The following is a 16,636-nucleotide window of genomic DNA, read 5'->3' on the forward strand; positions in this document are numbered from 1 at the left end:
TACCTCAGCAACTAAGAACCTCTATACAGACAGCTATGAATGCTGAAGGTTCAGCTCCTCATACGCCTCCTGATTTTCGGTATCAGCGATTTCGACATACCTAATTGCAAACATTGATTTTACAATCAGTGCGGAAAACGTTATGCACAATGCCATAACCATAAGATGCAGCAGCGTAACGGCAAGATTATTGTTTCCCGCAGAAAGGTTGTAGCCGGATATGGCCAGCAGTGCAAAATTGGGTAATAACAGTAGCAGTCTCATAACATTTCCTTTTTGATTACTGGTGCAAGTTCCATTTTTCTATTCTTAATTTTTGCCAAGCAATTGCTAATAATTCCTTAATTTTTAAAGAGTTAAGATTTGCTAATTTTACCAACAGCGAACATTAGATACTATATCCATTGACGTGCCGTTTTGACTAAACAGCTTAAATCTTTTGCAGATTAAAGCAGGAATCGTAATTTTAAGCATATGAAACTAAATGAGTATAAGAAATTAAGTGAGGAGGAACAGTACCGTATCTTATGGGACGATGGCGAACTTATAGATGCCTGCCTGGAAGGGGAAGTAAAGAAACTGCTATATGCTGTTGACAATTTTTATGTTGAGCTGTGGAGCCATGCCCTTACCAATAAAGTATTGTGGAGACTCAGCTTTAAGCAGGGAAAGCTGCTGGAAAAATACCTCAACAAGTATTCCGCTGCCATCGTTGACGACCTGACAGGCACATAGCCCGGTAATGTTTTAATATTGCTTTGGGAAGGGCGTGCACTATTAATCAATACCTTTAGATTAAAATCAATCCCAGATGGATCTTCACAAGCTTATTCTCCGCATTATGCCTCCCTTTAACGATATACGCAGGGATGTGGATATGCTCCGGCTTACTAATCCCGGCAAGGTTCCTGCAGAATTGTCGCGGCTTTACATTAATAAGCTGCGAAACAAATACACATCCGTAGGGATAGCCTCTGCCCTGCCCGGCATTATCCCCGGACTGGGCACCGCTGCGCAGATTGCTATGGAAGCAGGTGCGGTTTCGGCTGATATTGTTTTGATGCTGCGCTGGATGGCATCGATATGTTATGGCACAGGACTGATTTATGGCAACGATACCGAAACTGATTTTGAAGACGAGTTTACCTTAGTCCTGGGGATATGGTCCGGGGTGGTGCTTCCGGAAAAGGCGGCAATGGCAAAAGGTGAAAAAATAAGCATACAGCATTTTGACAAGCATATCACCGACAGGATACGCAACCGCATGAATCAAAAAATAGGCCGCAAGCTGGTAACCAAGTACGGCTCGAAACGTGGCGGAGCGGCGCTGGGCAGACTGATACCTTTCGGCATTGGCGCTGCAGTGGGCGGCACCTTCAATTATTTTACACTGCAACGTTTTGGGAAAGCCGCCGATGATTATTTCCGGAAAGATTACCACACTTTTGCAGTGACTGATTAACAAGCCATGAAACAAAGCGCAGGAATACTATTATACCGAATTGAAGAGGGAGAAACCCAATTTTTCCTCGTGCATCCGGGCGGACCATTCTTTGCTAAAAAGAATGAAGGATGGTGGACGATACCGAAAGGAGAATTATTAGAAGATGAATCACCGGTTGAAGCAGCTGTAAGGGAATTTAAAGAAGAGACCGGGTACAGGCCGCAGGAGCCGTTTATAGCATTGGAACCCATCACCCAAAAAGCCGGCAAAAAAGTATTTTGCTGGGCAGCGAAGGGCGATCTGGATGCATCCAAAATAACCAGCAATACTTTTGAAATGGAATGGCCGCCAAAAACCGGCCGGAAAGCAGTTTATCCTGAAGTGGATAAAGCCGGGTGGTTTGCTTTGGCAGAAGCCAAAATTTTGATTAATGAAAGGCAAGGTGCTTTACTGGATGAGTTGGCAACTATCCTGAAAACCTAAAAGCCGGAAACTACTCTTCGCTTTTTCCGTAGGTTTTGCTGAACATAAAAAATGTAAGGAAAACAAAAATACCCAGAAGAATAACTCGGCCTGTAAGGTAACCCCAGCCAAAACGTGTGAGGCGGTCCATGTCGTTAATAATGATATCGAATATATTTATGAGTAATGCCAGCGAAGCGAGAATGGCGATGTAGAATATAGCTTTTTTCAAAATCGAGTAATAAAACAGAGGGAGGTGAACCTCCCTCCTGAGTAAATTATTTTGTAACTGTAGTAGTCGTTGGTGAATATATACCAAATGTAATACCGGAAAGGAGTCCGTTTACGAAACTCTGCCTTGTAGTTACCGTGTAATCTTCAGCGCCGTCGGCCATTTGTTTTGCGTCAGAAACACCTACCGGAGCAAGTCCCCAAAGTACATAGTGGTTCCATTTTGTTGTCGACTGGCTGCCCTTTGCACCATCGCCTACTACTGTAGTGTACGTGTAGCAAGACGTCAGCATCATACCGGCTACCAAAGCCATAGCGCTCATTTTGATTGCTTTTTTCATTTGAATTGTTTTGTTTTATTGATTAATTGATTGGCAGGTTTTCTTAACTATGCCATAATATGGCGAATATAGAAAACGCAAAGAGAATACAATAATTTATTTTCACTTTTCGGTGAAATATAATCATGTTTTTAGTACGCCCATCCGTATTTAATGCGTACTTTTAATGTAAATACTTAAAAATGAAAAAGTTCAGCATAAACGACGAAGTGTATGAAGCCGGAAAATTTGGATTGCGCATACCGCTATTCGTATGGAAAATAAACCATGACAAAGACGGCGCCATAACCTATACCTGCTCCGGGACAAAAGGAAGGGATGAGCAAAATTATACCACAAAGCAGATATATTATTTGGCGGAGTTGTATTAATCTGCACTTTCTACAACCAAATTCATAACAAAAAGTCCCGATAATTCGGGACTTTTCTGTATAATTATTTCAGGAAATTAATAATCCCTGTTCACGTCAAATGCTTCAAGGTAATCGGCTACACGCTTAACGAATGACCCTCCAAGTGCGCCGTCTACCACACGGTGGTCGTAGCTGTGCGAAAGGAACATCTTTTGGCGGATGCCGATGAAGTCGCCTTCCGGGGTTTCGATAACTGCCGGTACTTTGCGTATCGCGCCAAGGGCCAGGATACCCACCTGCGGCTGGTTGATGATCGGCGTACCAAACACACTGCCGAATGTACCCACATTGGTTACCGTATAGGTTCCGCCCTGCGTGTCGTCCGGTTTCAATTTGCCTAGCTTTGCTCGATTACCAAGGTCGTTCACAGCTTTGGCCATACCTACAAGGTTCAGCTGGTCGGCGTTTTTGATCACAGGAACGATAAGGTTACCGTTTGGCAATGCCGCTGCCATACCAAGGTTTATATTTTTCTTTTTGATGATGTACTCACCATCAACAGATATGTTCATTCCCGGGAAGTCTTTCAGCGCTTTTGCCACAGCTTCCATGAATATCGGGGTAAAGGTCAGCTTCTCGCCTTCCCTTTTCTCGAATGCATTCTTAACCTTATCCCTCCATTTCACGATGTTGGTCACATCTACCTCGATGAACGATTGCACGTGCGCCGATGTCTGTACCGACTGCACCATGTAACCTGATATCAGCTTACGCATGCGGTCCATTTCTACGATCTCGTCGCCGGCGTTAACAGAAACAGGGGCAGCTTTTTGAACTGGTTGTTGGTTGTTGGTTGCCGGTTGCTGGATCTGAGCCTGTGGCTGGGCAGGTGCTGCCGCAGTTTGTGATTTGGCATTTGGATTTTGTGATTTTTCCTTCACGTAATCCAATATATCGTTCTTGGTTATCCTGCCTTCCTTGCCGGTACCGTTTATGGCTTCCAGTTCAGCAACAGAGATACCTTCTTCTTTTGCTATATTTTTTACAAGTGGTGAGAAGAATTTCTCTGACGCTGAGAAATCTGCCGGGGCCGATGCTGTTGCTTTAGCCGTTTCCACTGTTTTTTCGATCATGTCGATATTGACTGCCGTAGTCTCCTCTTTCGGGGCATCTACTACAACACCGCCTTCGGTCTCGATATAGGCGATGGTCTGGCCCACCTGCACCACGTCGTTCACCTGGAACAGTATTTCAGAAAGCACACCCGATACCTCTGATGGTACTTCAGAATCTACTTTATCCGTTGCAATTTCCAAAACTGCCTCATCGGCTGCAATGTGGTCGCCCACGTTTTTTAACCAATTGGTAATTGTTGCCTCTGCAACGCTCTCGCCCATTTTGGGTAATTTCAGTTCAAATTTTGCCATATCGTTAACCTAAAGGTAAAATTAGTATTTCAGCTTGCGAAATTAACAAAAAAATCAACCCGATGCTCTTTTGTCAATAATTAATTCGCTAACTATATCGTTTTTTCTGTTGCACTATTTTTCGATCACTATGGTCTCGCCCCTGTCATTGCTACCATTGCTGCCTATTATAAAATTGCATCCGGCAGGCTTTATCTTAAAGGTATACGAATTATGCTTGTGGTTTTGCATAATCGCTATTATTTCACCAAAAGGCAGTAAATCATTATCTAAAATAAATTCCGTCGGGCTGTTAGGCGACGGTATGACATTCCGCTCGTATTTTGCAAACCGCACCACTTTTTTCCGGAGCTGTTTTTCCAATGCTTCCCTTAATGATTCATCTTTTGAAAACAAGACATAATTCTGGGGAACCCGCTTGGTGTCAGTCGTATTCTTTTTAGAAGAGACAAAAGCCAGGCTGCCGGCCCTCAAAAGAAGATCAAAAGCATCTGCACCCCTGAAGTGTTTTTTATAAAAAAGCTGCATGGCTTCCCTAAAACGCTTCATATAGGCCGCATCGCGTACCGTACTTTCCCCTTTGTAATGTATCACCGAAGTGCCGGGGAAATAATAATTTCGCTTGCCCTTTTGTAAAACAGTATACGAAAGATCGACATCTTCGCCATACATAAAATAGATCTCATCGAAACCGCCTGCGTCCAGATAAGTGGCACGTTCCATAAACATGAAAGCACCAACCTGCACTCCCGCTTCACCTGTTTCATTCTCGCTAAGGTGCTGGGCATAGTATTTATTGAACACTCCCCATTTCGGGAAAACTTTATATAAGCCGGTAATTTTAGTTGTCGCCACCCACGGTGTAGGCACTCCCCTCTTGCTTTCGGGCAGGAAATTCCCAGTGCCGTCAATAAGCTTCACGCCTGTAATACCCATATCTTTTTGCCCTTCGGCGAAAGCCAGCAATTTTGTAAAAGTATCTTCGGCCACTACTGTATCGGGGTTGAGTATGCAGATATATTTCCCTACAGCAGCAGCCACACCAATGTTATTCCCTTTCGGGAAACCGGAGTTCTCTTTATTTTCAATGAGGGTTATATTGGGAAAGCGCTGCTTCACCATCGCACAGCTGTCATCATGTGAATTATTATCCACAACAATGATCTCGCCCTCAATGCCTTCCAGTGCCTTTTGGACACTGATAATGCACAGTTCTAAAAAATAGCGGACGTTATAATTAAGGATAATGACGGATAGCTGCATGGGGCAAAGATAATACTTCTATCAGGCAATATTATATTTCCTCCTAATTTCAGCCATGACCTCTTCGTGAGGCCTTACCTTGCCACGCAGGCTCTGCTCAATACTAATTTCAAGAGCTGCCCTAAGTTCTGGCGAAAGCTCGTCCCATTCCTTTGTTCCGTTTGAATCCATACTCAAATATAAGCAATCCTTTTCAAGACAAAAACAAAAAAAAGCGCCCCGTTTCCGGAAGCGCTCTTCAAACCAACTAACCAATTATTATGAAATCTCTATTAACCTCTTTGCTTTTGGCAATGCTTCTTCTTTTTTAGGAAGCGTTATCTTCAGGATACCGTCTTCATACGATGCATTGATCTCGTCTTCTTTCACCGTTTCAGGCAGTGTGAACGACCTTTTGAAGGAAGCATATCCAAATTCCCTGCGCGTGAATTTGCCACGCTCTTCTGTTGTGTTCTCTGTTTTCACTTCCGCAGAAATGGTAAGCAGGTCGTTATCCAACTCGATATTGAAATCTTCTTTTTTCATTCCCGGAGCCATAAGCTCCACCGAAAAAGACTGTTCTGTTTCCCATATGTTTACAGGAGGAACTGTTTTGTGTGTGTATTGTGTACCACCTAAAAGGTCTTTAAACAATTCGTCCATTACTGAAGGGAATGCCCTGTTTGCCGGATTGCGTTTTATTACGTTCATAACTAATATATATTTATGTTTGACTTAAAATTTGATTAGTGATAGTCAACTTTTATTCCAATCGATAATTTTAAGACAAAATGTCACTTATACCGACATTTTGTCTACATAGTTGGTTTCAGATAAAATTGTATATTTATCACGACCAATAAACCAACTGATGGATAAGACATTACAAAGAATACAGTCGATAGACGTTCTGCGCGGCGCCATTATGCTTATCATGGCGCTTGACCACACAAGGGATTTTTTCCACATTGACGGCATGACCGGCGACCCCACGAACATGGAAACCACCACGCCCGCGCTGTTTTTTACACGATGGATAACACATTTCTGTGCTCCGCTATTCGTATTCCTTTCCGGCACCTCCATCTACCTGCAAAGCCTTCGGAAAACAAAAAGAGAGCTTTCACTATTCCTGCTTACCCGCGGGCTGTGGCTTATATTTGCTGAATTTACCATCGTTAACTTCGGGTGGAGCTTCGATATTTTCTTTAATTTCTTTTTCCTTCAGGTTATATGGGCTATTGGCGCGAGTATGGTGGTTTTATCAGCGCTTATCTTTTTGCGATATTGGATGCTGCTGGCACTGGGGCTATTAATTACAGTCCTGCATAACATTCTCGACACCGAGACTTTTACCAATCCTGCAATGGATGTTTTTGCTAACCTTTTCCTCCTCACAGAATTTGACCAGTATCCACTTGGCGGCGATGTTAAATTGCTATGCGCTTATGCAGCACTGCCATGGACGGGTATTATGCTCTTAGGCTACGCATTAGGCAAATGGTACCAGCCCGGGTTTGATGCCCTGAAAAGGCGGAAATTACTGCTTACGACAGGATTTGGGGTGATCGGGCTGTTTATATTATTACGGCTTAACAATGGTTATGGCGACCCGAGGCCGTGGAGCGAACAGAAGGACACCGTGTTTACATTCCTGTCATTCCTGAACGTGAATAAATACCCACCTTCGCTTATGTATGCCTGCATGACGCTTGGCCCGGGAATGATAGCGCTGGCCTTACTGGAAAGGGTGCAAAACCGCGTGACCAATGTACTGAACGTCTTTGGCAGGGTACCGTTCCTGTATTATTTAGTACACGTATACCTTATACATTTCCTGTGCATGATCCTCTTCTTTGCAGAAGGGTATACGCTTGAAGATAATTTTACGAAGGTTATGGGATTCGGCTTTCGTCCCCTTGAAAATTTCGGGTTCTCACTGGGTATCGTGTACCTGATATGGATATTGGTCGTGGTGCTATGCTGGTTCCCGACGAAATGGTACGAGCGGTATAAAAGGACGCATAAACAGTGGTGGCTGAGTTATATATAAAGAAACAAATGGAGAATAACACAAACTGGACACCCTTTCCCGATGACAATTTATTAGGAATTACTGATAAGGATCTCATTAACGAACATGAAGCAGAAGGAATCGCTAAGGCTGAACTATATGTTTTTGAATTAGATAGTGAAGAACCTTTATCTACTTCACTATTGCTTGATATTCATCGGGTGGCGTTTGGTCGCTTATATGATTGGGCAGGAAAGTGGAGGACTACAGAAGTAATGGTTGGTCAATTATTACCACCAAAACCAAATCATGTATTGCATAGTATGTATCAGTTTATTGAGAATCTAAATTTTAAAATATCAGTTGCTTTAACCCCTGAAGAACATATAGAAACTCTTACCTATTCACATTTTGAATTCATAAGAATACATCCATTCAACAATGGCAATGGAAGGACAGGCCGTATTCTAATGAACATAGTAGCCCTGAAATTTGGCTATCAGCCAATTGAGTTATACTACCAACATGGTGATAACCGGAAAGCCTATATTAATGCGATGAAGCAAGGTGATTTAGGAAACTTTGAACCCCTAAAGAATTTAATCCGCGAAGAATTGATCGCCTTCTGATTCCTTTTTCTTTAAGACTAAAGAAACGATTTTTTCGACTTTGGATCTTTTTACCTCCTGATCTTCAAGAGACATTGTAGAAAATACGGTATCTGTCAGGACTTTTTTTAAATAAGCCTTATCTTTAAGTTTTGGATATTTCTCGTAAAATTTCATATAGCAAATATACAAAATATTATGCGTCATTGATATACTAACAATTTTGTAAAAGCGCAAATAAAAATTGGTAATTGAATTATGTATAAAAACCTTTATGCCCGAATACTTTTGATTAATTATAGTGAATTTATACTATCAAATATACGACAAATGCCACCCCAAAACAAAAACAAACTTCCTCATTAGCCCTGATCGCAGCGGCATCCCCGACGTAAAGAGGGATAAAGCTGACAGCAGGAATTACCATTACTGAAAAAGCCCAAGCCATTCGCTCCTGATAATTAGCATCATCAATTTTTAATTCATAATTAATACGTTACTTTTGCAAAAATTTCAGCAGTGAATTACCTTTCAGTAGAGAACATATCCAAGTCATTCGGGGAGCGCACGCTTTTCGAGAACCTTTCCTTCGGCATTAATAAAGACCAGAAAATTGCTTTTGTGGCAAAGAACGGTACCGGAAAAACCAGCATCCTGAAGATCATTACCGGAGAAGACATGCCTGATACCGGGCAGGTTGTTATCCGTAAAGAGATCAAGATGGCGTTTCTTTCGCAGGAGCCCAAGCTTGACCCGGAACTGACCATCGAGGAAAGTATTTTTGCTTCGGATAATGAGATCCTGAAAGTTATTGAGGAATATGAAAAGGCACTGGAAAATCCGGAAGATGAAGTTGCGTACCAGAAAGCCTTTGAGCGTATGGAGCTGCACAATGCCTGGGATTTTGAGACCCAATACAAGCAGATCCTTTCCAAACTAAAGTTGGAAGACCTTAAACTGAAGATAAAGAACCTCAGCGGGGGCCAGAAAAAGCGCGTCGCCCTGGCGATTATACTAACCAGCAGACCCGACCTCCTGATACTCGATGAGCCTACCAACCACCTTGACCTCGAAATGATCGAATGGCTTGAGAATTATTTTGCCAAAGAGAACATGACGCTCTTTATGGTCACGCACGACCGTTTCTTTTTGGAACGCGTTTGCAACGAGATCATAGAGCTTGACAACGGAAAACTGTACCAATATAAAGGCAATTACTCTTACTACCTTACCAAAAAGGAAGAGCGTATCGCTGCCGAAAATGCCAGCATCGACAAGGCGAAGAACCTTTTCGTAAAAGAGCTCGACTGGATGCGCCGCCAGCCTAAGGCCCGTACTACCAAGTCGAAATCGAGGCAGGATGACTTTTATGTAATACAGGAAAAAGCCAACAGCCGCCGTAAAGAACACCAGGTAGAACTGGAGATCAATATGGAGCGCATGGGTAGTAAGATCGTAGAGCTGCACGGCATTTCGAAGAAATTTACAGATAAGACCATACTCGATAATTTCAGCTTTAACTTTAAGAAGGGCGAGCGTATTGGGATCATCGGGAAGAACGGTACAGGTAAATCGACTTTCCTGAATATGATCGCCCAGACACTTCCGCCTGATGGTGGTAAAGTAATAGTTGGTGATACTATTAAGATTGGCTACTACACCCAGAGCGGCATCAACCCGAAGCCTGAGCAGAAAGTTATCGACATCATCAAGGAATACGGCGAATACATCCCGCTTGCAAAAGGCAGGATCATTTCGGCGGCACAACTGCTGGAACGCTTTTTATTCGACCGTAAAAAACAATACGACTTTGTAGAAAAGCTGAGTGGTGGTGAACTGAAGCGTTTGTACCTGTGTACGGTCCTGATCCAAAACCCGAACTTCCTGATACTGGATGAGCCTACCAACGACCTTGATATTGTTACGCTGAACGTATTGGAGAGCTTCCTGCTCGACTATCCGGGCTGCCTGGTAGTGGTGTCGCACGACAGGTATTTTATGGATAAGATCGTAGACCACCTTTTTGTTTTCAGGGGCGAAGGCGTAGTTGAAGACTTCCCCGGAAATTACAGTGACTTCCGTGCTTATGAGGACAGTTCTGAACCTGCCAAAGAAGACCTTAAGCCCGTAGGCGACAACGCTAAAAAGAACTGGAAACAGAATAATGTCAAAGCCGGACTGACCTTTAATGAGCAGAAAGAATTCTCAAAAACAGAGAAAGATATAAAAGATTTGGAACGCGAAAAAGAAGCGATCGAAAAGCAGTTTGCAGACGGCACTATAGCAGATAAAGATATTGCCCAGAAAGCAACCGACCTTGAAAAGATACTGAAAACCCTTGAAGAGAGGACAGAGCGCTGGTTTGAGCTGAGTGCGAAGTTGGAAGAATAGTTGACAGTCGCAGTTTTCAGTCGCAGTCTCAGCTGGGTACGCACTGAAAACTGCGACTGTGACTGAAAACTGGAAAAATGAGTACGTTATCCTACATACAATTCCTTTGGAAATCCCAGAACGATCACGGGATCCATTCGCCATTTATGTTCAGGTTCGTAACCAAATGTTTTTATGCTAAAGGGGCACGCCTCTCCAAACGTGCTTACCGCGAACAGAAAATGCAGGTTGGTTACCCGCAGGCCGAATTGCTTTACCGTATTGTAAATTATCTAAAACCGGCCAAGTCATTTGCAATCGGTGAGAATGCCGATAGCGTCATGGAAATGCTGCGGTATGCCTGTGAGGAGAATAAGATAAAGCTTTGGTTCTTTTCTTCTTTAGCGCCTATTCCGGGCGGAATAGACCTGGCTATTATTGCCGATAAAAAGAAAGAAGCCATAATGGCTTCTTTAGAAAGAATAGTTTCTGATATAAACAATGACACTATCTGTATCATTGGCGACATCCACAGCTCTCCCGAAATGGAAGCAGCATGGGAATTGATAATGGAGCATCCAAAAGTCACTGTTACCCTTGACACCTACCACGTTGGCCTGGTATTTTTCAGGCGGGAGCAGATAAAACAGCATTTCATGGTTCGCCCTTCAAAATCATTCTTCAGGGATGCCCTGCTGGGCCTGAAAAATGGTTATGGCCTGTTGGGCTAGTTCGAACGTAATGCCTTTGCTAACTCGGCTTTTGTCATTTTAGAACGGCCTTCAATACCCAACTTAAAAAATACAGTGATGCAGGATCCTAAACTTTTATAAGTAAAGAGATTCTTCCTTCGTCAGAATGACAGGGGATCATGTTTATTAGAGGATATAAAATCTCCAAAAGGTTGAGATTCCTCCACTCCGCAAGCTCCGGTCGAAATTACACGGAAATACGTTAAGCCGACAATATATATCGTTCAAACAATTGAGATTTCTCCACTCCGCAAGCTCCGGTCGAAATGACACAATGCGCTCCTCAATATCATTATAAAAGCAAAAAAGAAGGTACGCTTCCGCGTACCTTCCTGCACAAATTATATAAAAAACCTTTTTATTATTAGTTTGCTTTGTCTTTGGCAGCCTGGTTCTCTTCACCTTTGGCAGTCAGGCGTTCCCAACGGAATTTAGGTGCGAATTTAAGTTTGATACCAGCGATCTTGTTGTTATCTGAAGAAGAAAGGCCTTCTTTTTCAACTGTATTTTTACGGTTGTCAAGCGCTTCGTACCAAGCTTTTACTTTATCAAGATCCTGCCTTGAATATTCGTCTTTATCAGCATCGAATGTTTCGTAGAATTTTTGGTAAACACTAAGGATGTTATCTTTATTCACCCATGCAAATGTCATGTCGTTTCCAACTACATTGCCTGCTCCGAAGAATTTATCAGCCATTGGATTACCTGCTGTTTTAGCAGCCTCGGCTTCCATTTTAGCTTTTGCTTCGTTCTCAGCCTGCATTCTCACAGCATCGTACTTCGCTTTGCTTTCGTCGATCCTTTTTTGTGCAGCTTCATCTTCTTTAAGTGTAGTCATTGCAGCTTCCGCTTCTGCTACCCTAGCCTGGTAGGCAGCATCAATCGCAGCCCAGTTGGCAGCCCTTTCAGCAGCATCAAGTCCGTTTACTGAATCTACAAATACCACATAGTGGTCTACATTGTGCTCAGCAGTTTCTTTTGCTTCATCTTTACATGATGTTGCTCCTGCTGCTATAAGTACAGCACCTAAAACTAAATTAAATCTTTTCATGGTTGTTTTGTATTTTATGTTACATTATTGAGTAACCAAAATTACATCAGACTATGATACATTTCAAAATTTTAATGAATTTATTAAGAATAATTTAGTAATCTTAAGTATGTTTTATGATTTTTAAGACATCGTTAACATAGACACTCCTGTTAATTAGCGTTTCATTAATATATTTTAACAGGTTTAGGGGATAATTTTGTCCTATAATTAAAACTAAAAGTTATGGAACGCATATATCACGTTAGGAAAAATGGCCACGGGTGGAAAAGTATCCTTGAAAATGCAGGACGGACTCTTGTGACCGGAGAAAATAAAAATGAGGTAGTTGACCGTACTATCGCGATGGCAAAGAGCCACGCAAAGAGTTCGGTAATAATCTACAAAGTAGACGGAACTGTACATGAAGAAAGACATTTCCCGAAAGTAGCGTAACCAGTTACAGTCAATAAAAAAGCCACTTTGTAGTGGCTTTTTTATTGGGACTTAATCCCTCTTATTCTTTTTCTCTCTTTTCTCCTCTTTTTTTTCCTTTGCGGTCTTAAGAGGTTCCTTCTTTACGTTCTTTTTTGCATCCTGACTCTTTGCCATAACATTTTCAATTTGGTTAGTGCATCTAAATTACTAAATTTTACTGAGATTTGAGGTATAGGCTTACTTTAAATGCCAAGCTCCTTAATTATTTTCTCGCTAAATACCAGCCCCTTTATTGGCCCGTCGGTATTATTCACAAATGTCCACTGGTTATTACTCAGCTTATCATAAACGGCAACAGACTGCGACTTCTTTATTATCGTAAAAGAATTATCCTTTTTATCAAAAATTATATCCTCTGTTTTCATTGCCGTTTTAAAAGAGGGCAGCAGCTGTGCGAGTTCCTGCTCCCCAACCGGCTCTGTAAACCTCATTTTCATGGTAAGGTCGTATGTAAGCACACTATAATATGCCTCATCAATCTTCCTGATCTCGCTAAATGCAAAGTTGGGTGCAACAGGCGCAATAGAGATCGTAAAGCCATCGCCTTTGGTCATACGTTTCAGCACCTCCACCATTTTGTCTTTCGGAATAACAGAGAAAAGCTTTGGATAGGTAAGATCCAGCAATTTTTCGTACTGTTCCGATGCAGTATAACTATAGTTAAGTACCGCACGCTGTTCCAGGGATTTTTTGTCCTGTGCGAATGTGTTTAAGGATGCTATAAGGAGAAGCGAAAAGAGGATTAGTTTTTTCATGGCTAAAATTTTGTGGTACGAATACGGCTTAAAACAAACAATAATCAAGCCAATAAGTTTGCCTTTTGTCATTCTGACGAAGGAAGAATCTCTTTTATTATTTGAGATTCTTCACTTCGCAAGCTGCGTTCAGAATGACAGGCGGCAATCATATAAAAAAAATTACCTGCTCAGGTACATTTTCCTTCTTGAATACAATTCGTAGAACTGGTCGTCTTTCAGGTCATCGATAAAGAGGATGCTCTCCCCTGTCGATTTCATTTCAGGGCCAAGCTGCTTGTTCACACCCGGGAATTTATTGAAAGAGAAAACCGGCTGCTTTATCGCAAAGCCTTTCAGCTGCGGGTTGAAGGTAAAGTCGGTCACCTTGTTGTGGCCCAGCATTACTTTCGTAGCGTAGTTCACATACGGCTCGCCATACGCTTTCGCAATGAACGGCACCGTGCGTGATGCCCTTGGATTGGCTTCGATGATATATACGGTATCGTCTTTTATAGCAAATTGTATGTTGATAAGCCCAACCGTTTTCAGTGCCAGCGCTATCTTGTGGGTATGGTCTTTTATCTGCTGCATTACGAATTCGCCTAAATTGAATGGGGGCAATGTAGCATTCGAATCTCCCGAGTGTACCCCGCAAGGTTCGATGTGCTCCATGATGCCGATGATGTACACATTCTCGCCGTCGCAAATGGCATCGGCTTCAGCCTCAATAGCGCCGTCAAGGTAATGATCCAAAAGGAGCTTGTTGCCCGGTATGTTTTTCAGAAGGTCGATAACGTGCTCCTCAAGTTCCTGCTTGTTGATAACGATCTTCATGCCCTGGCCTCCTAATACATACGATGGACGAACCAATAACGGGAAGTCAAGCGTATCGGCAAGCTGCGATGCCTGGTCGGCATTTTCTGCTACACCAAATTGTGGGAATGGTATACCAAGTTCCGAAAGCAGTTCCGAGAAACGGCCGCGGTCTTCGGCAAGGTCAAGCGCATCAAAGCTGGTGCCTAATATCTTTATACCGTAACGATCCAGCTTTTCGGCCAGCTTGAGGGCGGTCTGCCCACCCAGCTGCACAATAACGCCTTCCGGTTTCTCGTGGCGGATGATATCGTATATATGCTCCCAGAACACCGGCTCAAAGTAGAGTTTGTCCGCCGTATCGAAGTCGGTAGATACCGTTTCCGGGTTACAGTTGATCATGATGGTTTCGTAACCGCATTCCGATGCAGCAAGTACACCGTGCACACACGAGTAATCGAATTCGATGCCCTGCCCTATCCTGTTCGGCCCTGAGCCTAATACCACTACTTTTTTTCTGTCAGAAACAATGCTTTCGTTATGAACGTAGCGCGTACCGTCAGCCCTTTCGATCTCGGCTTCAAAAGTCGAGTAATAATAAGGAGTCTTTGCTTCAAATTCGGCGGCGCAGGTATCTACCAGTTTGTAAACGCGCTTCACGCCCATCTCCTCACGAAGGTTGTACACCTGGCTTTCGAGGCATCCCATCATGTGGGCGATCTGCCTGTCGGCGAAGCCTTTTTGTTTGGCTTCCAAAAGCAATTCTTTCGGAAGGCTGTCTATTTTGAATGTCGATATTTCCTTTTCAAGCGAATACAGTTCCTCATATTGTTTCAGGAACCACATGTCTATCCGTGTTATTTCATGGATGCGGTTTAGCGGGATGCCCATCTGTATCGCATCATAAATCACAAATACACGGTCCCAGCTCGCATGGGTAAGCTTGTCGATGATCTGCTCGTAGTTCTTGTAGCCTTTACCATCGGCGCCAAGGCCGTTACGTTTTATCTCCAGTGACTGTGTCGCTTTGTGCAATGCTTCCTGGAACGAACGCCCGATACCCATTACTTCGCCCACCGACTTCATCTGCAGGCCAAGGGTACGGTCAGCACCTTCGAACTTATCGAAGTTCCAGCGCGGTATTTTTACAATGACATAGTCCAGTGTTGGCTCGAATAATGCCGATGTTGTTTTAGTGATCTGGTTCTTCAGTTCGTCAAGGTTGTAGCCAAGGGCAAGCTTTGATGCCACTTTTGCAATAGGATATCCCGTCGCTTTTGATGCCAGTGCCGATGAACGGGATACTCGCGGGTTGATCTCGATTGCCACGATGTCTTCTTTCTCATCAGGACTTACTGCAAACTGTACGTTACAGCCGCCCGCAAAGTTCCCGATGCTGCGCATCATTTTTATCGCCATGTCGCGCATTCTCTGGAACGTCCTGTCGGATAATGTCATGGCAGGCGCTACCGTGATACTGTCGCCGGTATGGATACCCATCGGGTCCATATTTTCAATGGAACAGATGATCACCACGTTATCGTTCTGGTCGCGTAAAAGTTCCAGCTCGTATTCTTTCCAGCCTAAAAGGGCTTTGTCTATAAGTACTTCGTGGATCGGTGAAGCTTCTAGTCCGCGGGTAAGTAGTTCGTCGAAGTCTTCTTTATGGTGTACGAAAGCCGCCCCTGTACCTCCCAACGTGAACGAAGGGCGGATAACCAGCGGGAAGCCGAATTCCTGCGCGATCTCCTTTCCTTTAAGGAAGGAGTTGGCAGTCTTAGCAGGCGCAGCAGGTATACCGATCCTTTCGAGCAATTGTTTGAACTGCTCCCTGTCTTCGGTAATGTTGATGGCGTTGATGTCCACACCTATAAGGCGCACGTTGAAGTCGGCCCAAATTCCTTTTTCTTCCGCCTCAAGGCAAAGGTTCAGCGCGGTCTGCCCGCCCATGGTAGGGAGTACCGCATCGATGTTCGGGTGCGCTTTTAGTATTTCAATGATTGATTTTGTGGTGAGCGGCTTCAGGTACACATGGTCGGCCATGGATGGGTCGGTCATGATGGTTGCCGGGTTGGAGTTGATGAGGATAACCTCTATCCCCTCTTCCCTGATGGAACGGGCCGCCTGAGAGCCGGCATAGTCGAATTCGCAGGCCTGGCCAATGATGATCGGGCCGGAGCCGATGATCAAAACAGATTTGATGGATGTGTCTTTAGGCATTGTTGTGTTGTAGTTGTTGTTTATTGAAAGCTGTGCAAATTTAGTGATTTTTTGGGCTTATGCCAAGTCGTTGTTCATCGCTGCATTCGTCCTC

19 protein-coding genes are annotated in these 16,636 nt (G+C 43.4%); 9 read left to right on the forward strand and 10 right to left on the reverse strand.

Annotation, left to right across the window (positions count from 1 at the left end; genetic code table 11):
- Positions 1-33: 33 nt before the first annotated feature.
- The gene (locus tag AAEO56_RS18420) at positions 34-264 is read right to left on the reverse strand and encodes a hypothetical protein (protein WP_341698551.1); all 231 of its coding nucleotides are present in this window, start codon (positions 262-264) and stop codon (positions 34-36) included.
- 210 nt (positions 265-474) lie between these two features.
- On the opposite strand from AAEO56_RS18420, the gene AAEO56_RS18425 reads away from it, so the two are divergent.
- The 3 genes from AAEO56_RS18425 (at position 475) to AAEO56_RS18435 (ending at position 1,927) form a co-directional block, all read left to right on the forward strand.
- A complete protein-coding gene (locus AAEO56_RS18425; RefSeq protein ID WP_341698552.1) occupies positions 475-735 on the forward strand; it encodes a hypothetical protein in 261 nt (86 codons plus the stop codon).
- A gap of 76 nt (positions 736-811) precedes the next feature.
- Positions 812-1,462: an EcsC family protein gene (locus AAEO56_RS18430; protein WP_341698553.1), complete on the forward strand. Its 651-nt coding sequence runs from the start codon at positions 812-814 to the stop codon at positions 1,460-1,462.
- 6 nt (positions 1,463-1,468) lie between these two features.
- The gene (locus AAEO56_RS18435; protein WP_341698554.1) at positions 1,469-1,927 is read left to right on the forward strand and encodes an NUDIX domain-containing protein; all 459 of its coding nucleotides are present in this window, start codon (positions 1,469-1,471) and stop codon (positions 1,925-1,927) included.
- A 10-nt stretch (positions 1,928-1,937) separates the two neighbouring features.
- On the opposite strand, the gene AAEO56_RS18440 is transcribed toward AAEO56_RS18435, so the two are convergent.
- Together AAEO56_RS18440 and AAEO56_RS18445 are read right to left on the reverse strand one after the other, a co-directional pair.
- Complete coding sequence (locus AAEO56_RS18440; protein WP_341698555.1) at positions 1,938-2,138, reverse strand: hypothetical protein; 201 nt, start codon at positions 2,136-2,138, stop codon at positions 1,938-1,940.
- A 46-nt stretch (positions 2,139-2,184) separates the two neighbouring features.
- Positions 2,185-2,478, reverse strand: a complete 294-nt coding sequence (locus AAEO56_RS18445) for a Bor family protein (RefSeq protein WP_341698556.1) — start codon at positions 2,476-2,478, stop codon at positions 2,185-2,187.
- A 182-nt stretch (positions 2,479-2,660) separates the two neighbouring features.
- On the opposite strand from AAEO56_RS18445, the gene AAEO56_RS18450 reads away from it, so the two are divergent.
- Positions 2,661-2,849, forward strand: coding sequence for a hypothetical protein (locus tag AAEO56_RS18450; protein WP_341698557.1), 189 nt, complete (start codon positions 2,661-2,663; stop codon positions 2,847-2,849).
- Between the two features lie 77 nt (positions 2,850-2,926).
- On the opposite strand, the gene AAEO56_RS18455 is transcribed toward AAEO56_RS18450, so the two are convergent.
- The 4 genes from AAEO56_RS18455 to AAEO56_RS18470 all read right to left on the reverse strand — a co-directional run bounded on the left by AAEO56_RS18455 (position 2,927) and on the right by AAEO56_RS18470 (position 6,211).
- Positions 2,927-4,258, reverse strand: a complete 1,332-nt coding sequence (locus tag AAEO56_RS18455; protein ID WP_341698558.1) for a dihydrolipoamide acetyltransferase family protein — start codon at positions 4,256-4,258, stop codon at positions 2,927-2,929.
- 114 nt (positions 4,259-4,372) lie between these two features.
- Positions 4,373-5,521, reverse strand: a complete 1,149-nt coding sequence (locus AAEO56_RS18460; RefSeq protein ID WP_341698559.1) for a glycosyltransferase family 2 protein — start codon at positions 5,519-5,521, stop codon at positions 4,373-4,375.
- A 21-nt stretch (positions 5,522-5,542) separates the two neighbouring features.
- Positions 5,543-5,692, reverse strand: coding sequence for a hypothetical protein (locus AAEO56_RS18465; protein ID WP_341698560.1), 150 nt, complete (start codon positions 5,690-5,692; stop codon positions 5,543-5,545).
- 87 nt (positions 5,693-5,779) lie between these two features.
- Entirely contained in the window at positions 5,780-6,211 is a 432-nt protein-coding gene (locus AAEO56_RS18470; RefSeq protein WP_341698561.1) for an Hsp20/alpha crystallin family protein, read from the reverse strand.
- Between the two features lie 160 nt (positions 6,212-6,371).
- Here AAEO56_RS18470 and AAEO56_RS18475 point away from each other — a divergent pair, with 160 nt between their 5' ends.
- From AAEO56_RS18475 to AAEO56_RS18490, 4 genes are all read left to right on the forward strand, one after another.
- Complete coding sequence (locus AAEO56_RS18475) at positions 6,372-7,553, forward strand: DUF1624 domain-containing protein (RefSeq protein WP_341698562.1); 1,182 nt, start codon at positions 6,372-6,374, stop codon at positions 7,551-7,553.
- A gap of 8 nt (positions 7,554-7,561) precedes the next feature.
- Complete coding sequence (locus AAEO56_RS18480; protein WP_341698563.1) at positions 7,562-8,143, forward strand: Fic/DOC family protein; 582 nt, start codon at positions 7,562-7,564, stop codon at positions 8,141-8,143.
- Between the two features lie 498 nt (positions 8,144-8,641).
- Positions 8,642-10,513 carry an ABC-F family ATP-binding cassette domain-containing protein gene (locus AAEO56_RS18485; protein ID WP_341698564.1) on the forward strand — a complete coding sequence of 624 codons (1,872 nt, stop codon included), beginning with the start codon at positions 8,642-8,644 and terminating at the stop codon, positions 10,511-10,513.
- A 77-nt stretch (positions 10,514-10,590) separates the two neighbouring features.
- Positions 10,591-11,223: a hypothetical protein gene (locus AAEO56_RS18490; RefSeq protein ID WP_341698565.1), complete on the forward strand. Its 633-nt coding sequence runs from the start codon at positions 10,591-10,593 to the stop codon at positions 11,221-11,223.
- A 385-nt stretch (positions 11,224-11,608) separates the two neighbouring features.
- Here the strand turns inward: AAEO56_RS18490 and AAEO56_RS18495 are convergent, their stop codons facing one another.
- Positions 11,609-12,295, reverse strand: a complete 687-nt coding sequence (locus tag AAEO56_RS18495; RefSeq protein WP_341698566.1) for a hypothetical protein — start codon at positions 12,293-12,295, stop codon at positions 11,609-11,611.
- A gap of 225 nt (positions 12,296-12,520) precedes the next feature.
- Between AAEO56_RS18495 and AAEO56_RS18500 the strand changes: the two genes are divergently transcribed.
- A complete protein-coding gene (locus tag AAEO56_RS18500) occupies positions 12,521-12,730 on the forward strand; it encodes a DUF2188 domain-containing protein (RefSeq protein ID WP_341698567.1) in 210 nt (69 codons plus the stop codon).
- Positions 12,731-12,954: 224 nt separating this feature from the next.
- Here AAEO56_RS18500 and AAEO56_RS18505 read toward each other — a convergent pair whose 3' ends face one another.
- Together AAEO56_RS18505 and carB are read right to left on the reverse strand one after the other, a co-directional pair.
- The gene (locus AAEO56_RS18505; protein ID WP_341698568.1) at positions 12,955-13,527 is read right to left on the reverse strand and encodes a lysozyme inhibitor LprI family protein; all 573 of its coding nucleotides are present in this window, start codon (positions 13,525-13,527) and stop codon (positions 12,955-12,957) included.
- Positions 13,528-13,689: 162 nt separating this feature from the next.
- Complete coding sequence (carB, locus tag AAEO56_RS18510) at positions 13,690-16,542, reverse strand: carbamoyl-phosphate synthase large subunit (protein WP_341698569.1); 2,853 nt, start codon at positions 16,540-16,542, stop codon at positions 13,690-13,692.
- Positions 16,543-16,636 lie beyond the last annotated feature (94 nt).

Origin of the sequence: Flavobacterium arundinis (assembly GCF_038289855.1) — a bacterium.
GTDB lineage: Bacteria > Bacteroidota > Bacteroidia > Flavobacteriales > Flavobacteriaceae > Flavobacterium > Flavobacterium arundinis.

What these genes read in the sequence shown, in the direction of transcription:
- AAEO56_RS18420 (WP_341698551.1), bottom strand. Translation starts at nt 264, where the DNA reads ATGAGACTGCTACTGTTATTACCCAATTTTGCACTGCTGGCCATATCC.
- AAEO56_RS18425 (WP_341698552.1), top strand. Translation starts at nt 475, where the DNA reads ATGAAACTAAATGAGTATAAGAAATTAAGTGAGGAGGAACAGTACCGT.
- AAEO56_RS18430 (WP_341698553.1), top strand. Translation starts at nt 812, where the DNA reads ATGGATCTTCACAAGCTTATTCTCCGCATTATGCCTCCCTTTAACGAT.
- AAEO56_RS18435 (WP_341698554.1), top strand. Translation starts at nt 1,469, where the DNA reads ATGAAACAAAGCGCAGGAATACTATTATACCGAATTGAAGAGGGAGAA.
- AAEO56_RS18445 (WP_341698556.1), bottom strand. Translation starts at nt 2,478, where the DNA reads ATGAAAAAAGCAATCAAAATGAGCGCTATGGCTTTGGTAGCCGGTATG.
- AAEO56_RS18450 (WP_341698557.1), top strand. Translation starts at nt 2,661, where the DNA reads ATGAAAAAGTTCAGCATAAACGACGAAGTGTATGAAGCCGGAAAATTT.
- AAEO56_RS18455 (WP_341698558.1), bottom strand. Translation starts at nt 4,258, where the DNA reads ATGGCAAAATTTGAACTGAAATTACCCAAAATGGGCGAGAGCGTTGCA.
- AAEO56_RS18460 (WP_341698559.1), bottom strand. Translation starts at nt 5,521, where the DNA reads ATGCAGCTATCCGTCATTATCCTTAATTATAACGTCCGCTATTTTTTA.
- AAEO56_RS18465 (WP_341698560.1), bottom strand. Translation starts at nt 5,692, where the DNA reads ATGGATTCAAACGGAACAAAGGAATGGGACGAGCTTTCGCCAGAACTT.
- AAEO56_RS18470 (WP_341698561.1), bottom strand. Translation starts at nt 6,211, where the DNA reads ATGAACGTAATAAAACGCAATCCGGCAAACAGGGCATTCCCTTCAGTA.
- AAEO56_RS18475 (WP_341698562.1), top strand. Translation starts at nt 6,372, where the DNA reads ATGGATAAGACATTACAAAGAATACAGTCGATAGACGTTCTGCGCGGC.
- AAEO56_RS18480 (WP_341698563.1), top strand. Translation starts at nt 7,562, where the DNA reads ATGGAGAATAACACAAACTGGACACCCTTTCCCGATGACAATTTATTA.
- AAEO56_RS18490 (WP_341698565.1), top strand. Translation starts at nt 10,591, where the DNA reads ATGAGTACGTTATCCTACATACAATTCCTTTGGAAATCCCAGAACGAT.
- AAEO56_RS18495 (WP_341698566.1), bottom strand. Translation starts at nt 12,295, where the DNA reads ATGAAAAGATTTAATTTAGTTTTAGGTGCTGTACTTATAGCAGCAGGA.
- AAEO56_RS18500 (WP_341698567.1), top strand. Translation starts at nt 12,521, where the DNA reads ATGGAACGCATATATCACGTTAGGAAAAATGGCCACGGGTGGAAAAGT.
- AAEO56_RS18505 (WP_341698568.1), bottom strand. Translation starts at nt 13,527, where the DNA reads ATGAAAAAACTAATCCTCTTTTCGCTTCTCCTTATAGCATCCTTAAAC.
- carB (WP_341698569.1), bottom strand. Translation starts at nt 16,542, where the DNA reads ATGCCTAAAGACACATCCATCAAATCTGTTTTGATCATCGGCTCCGGC.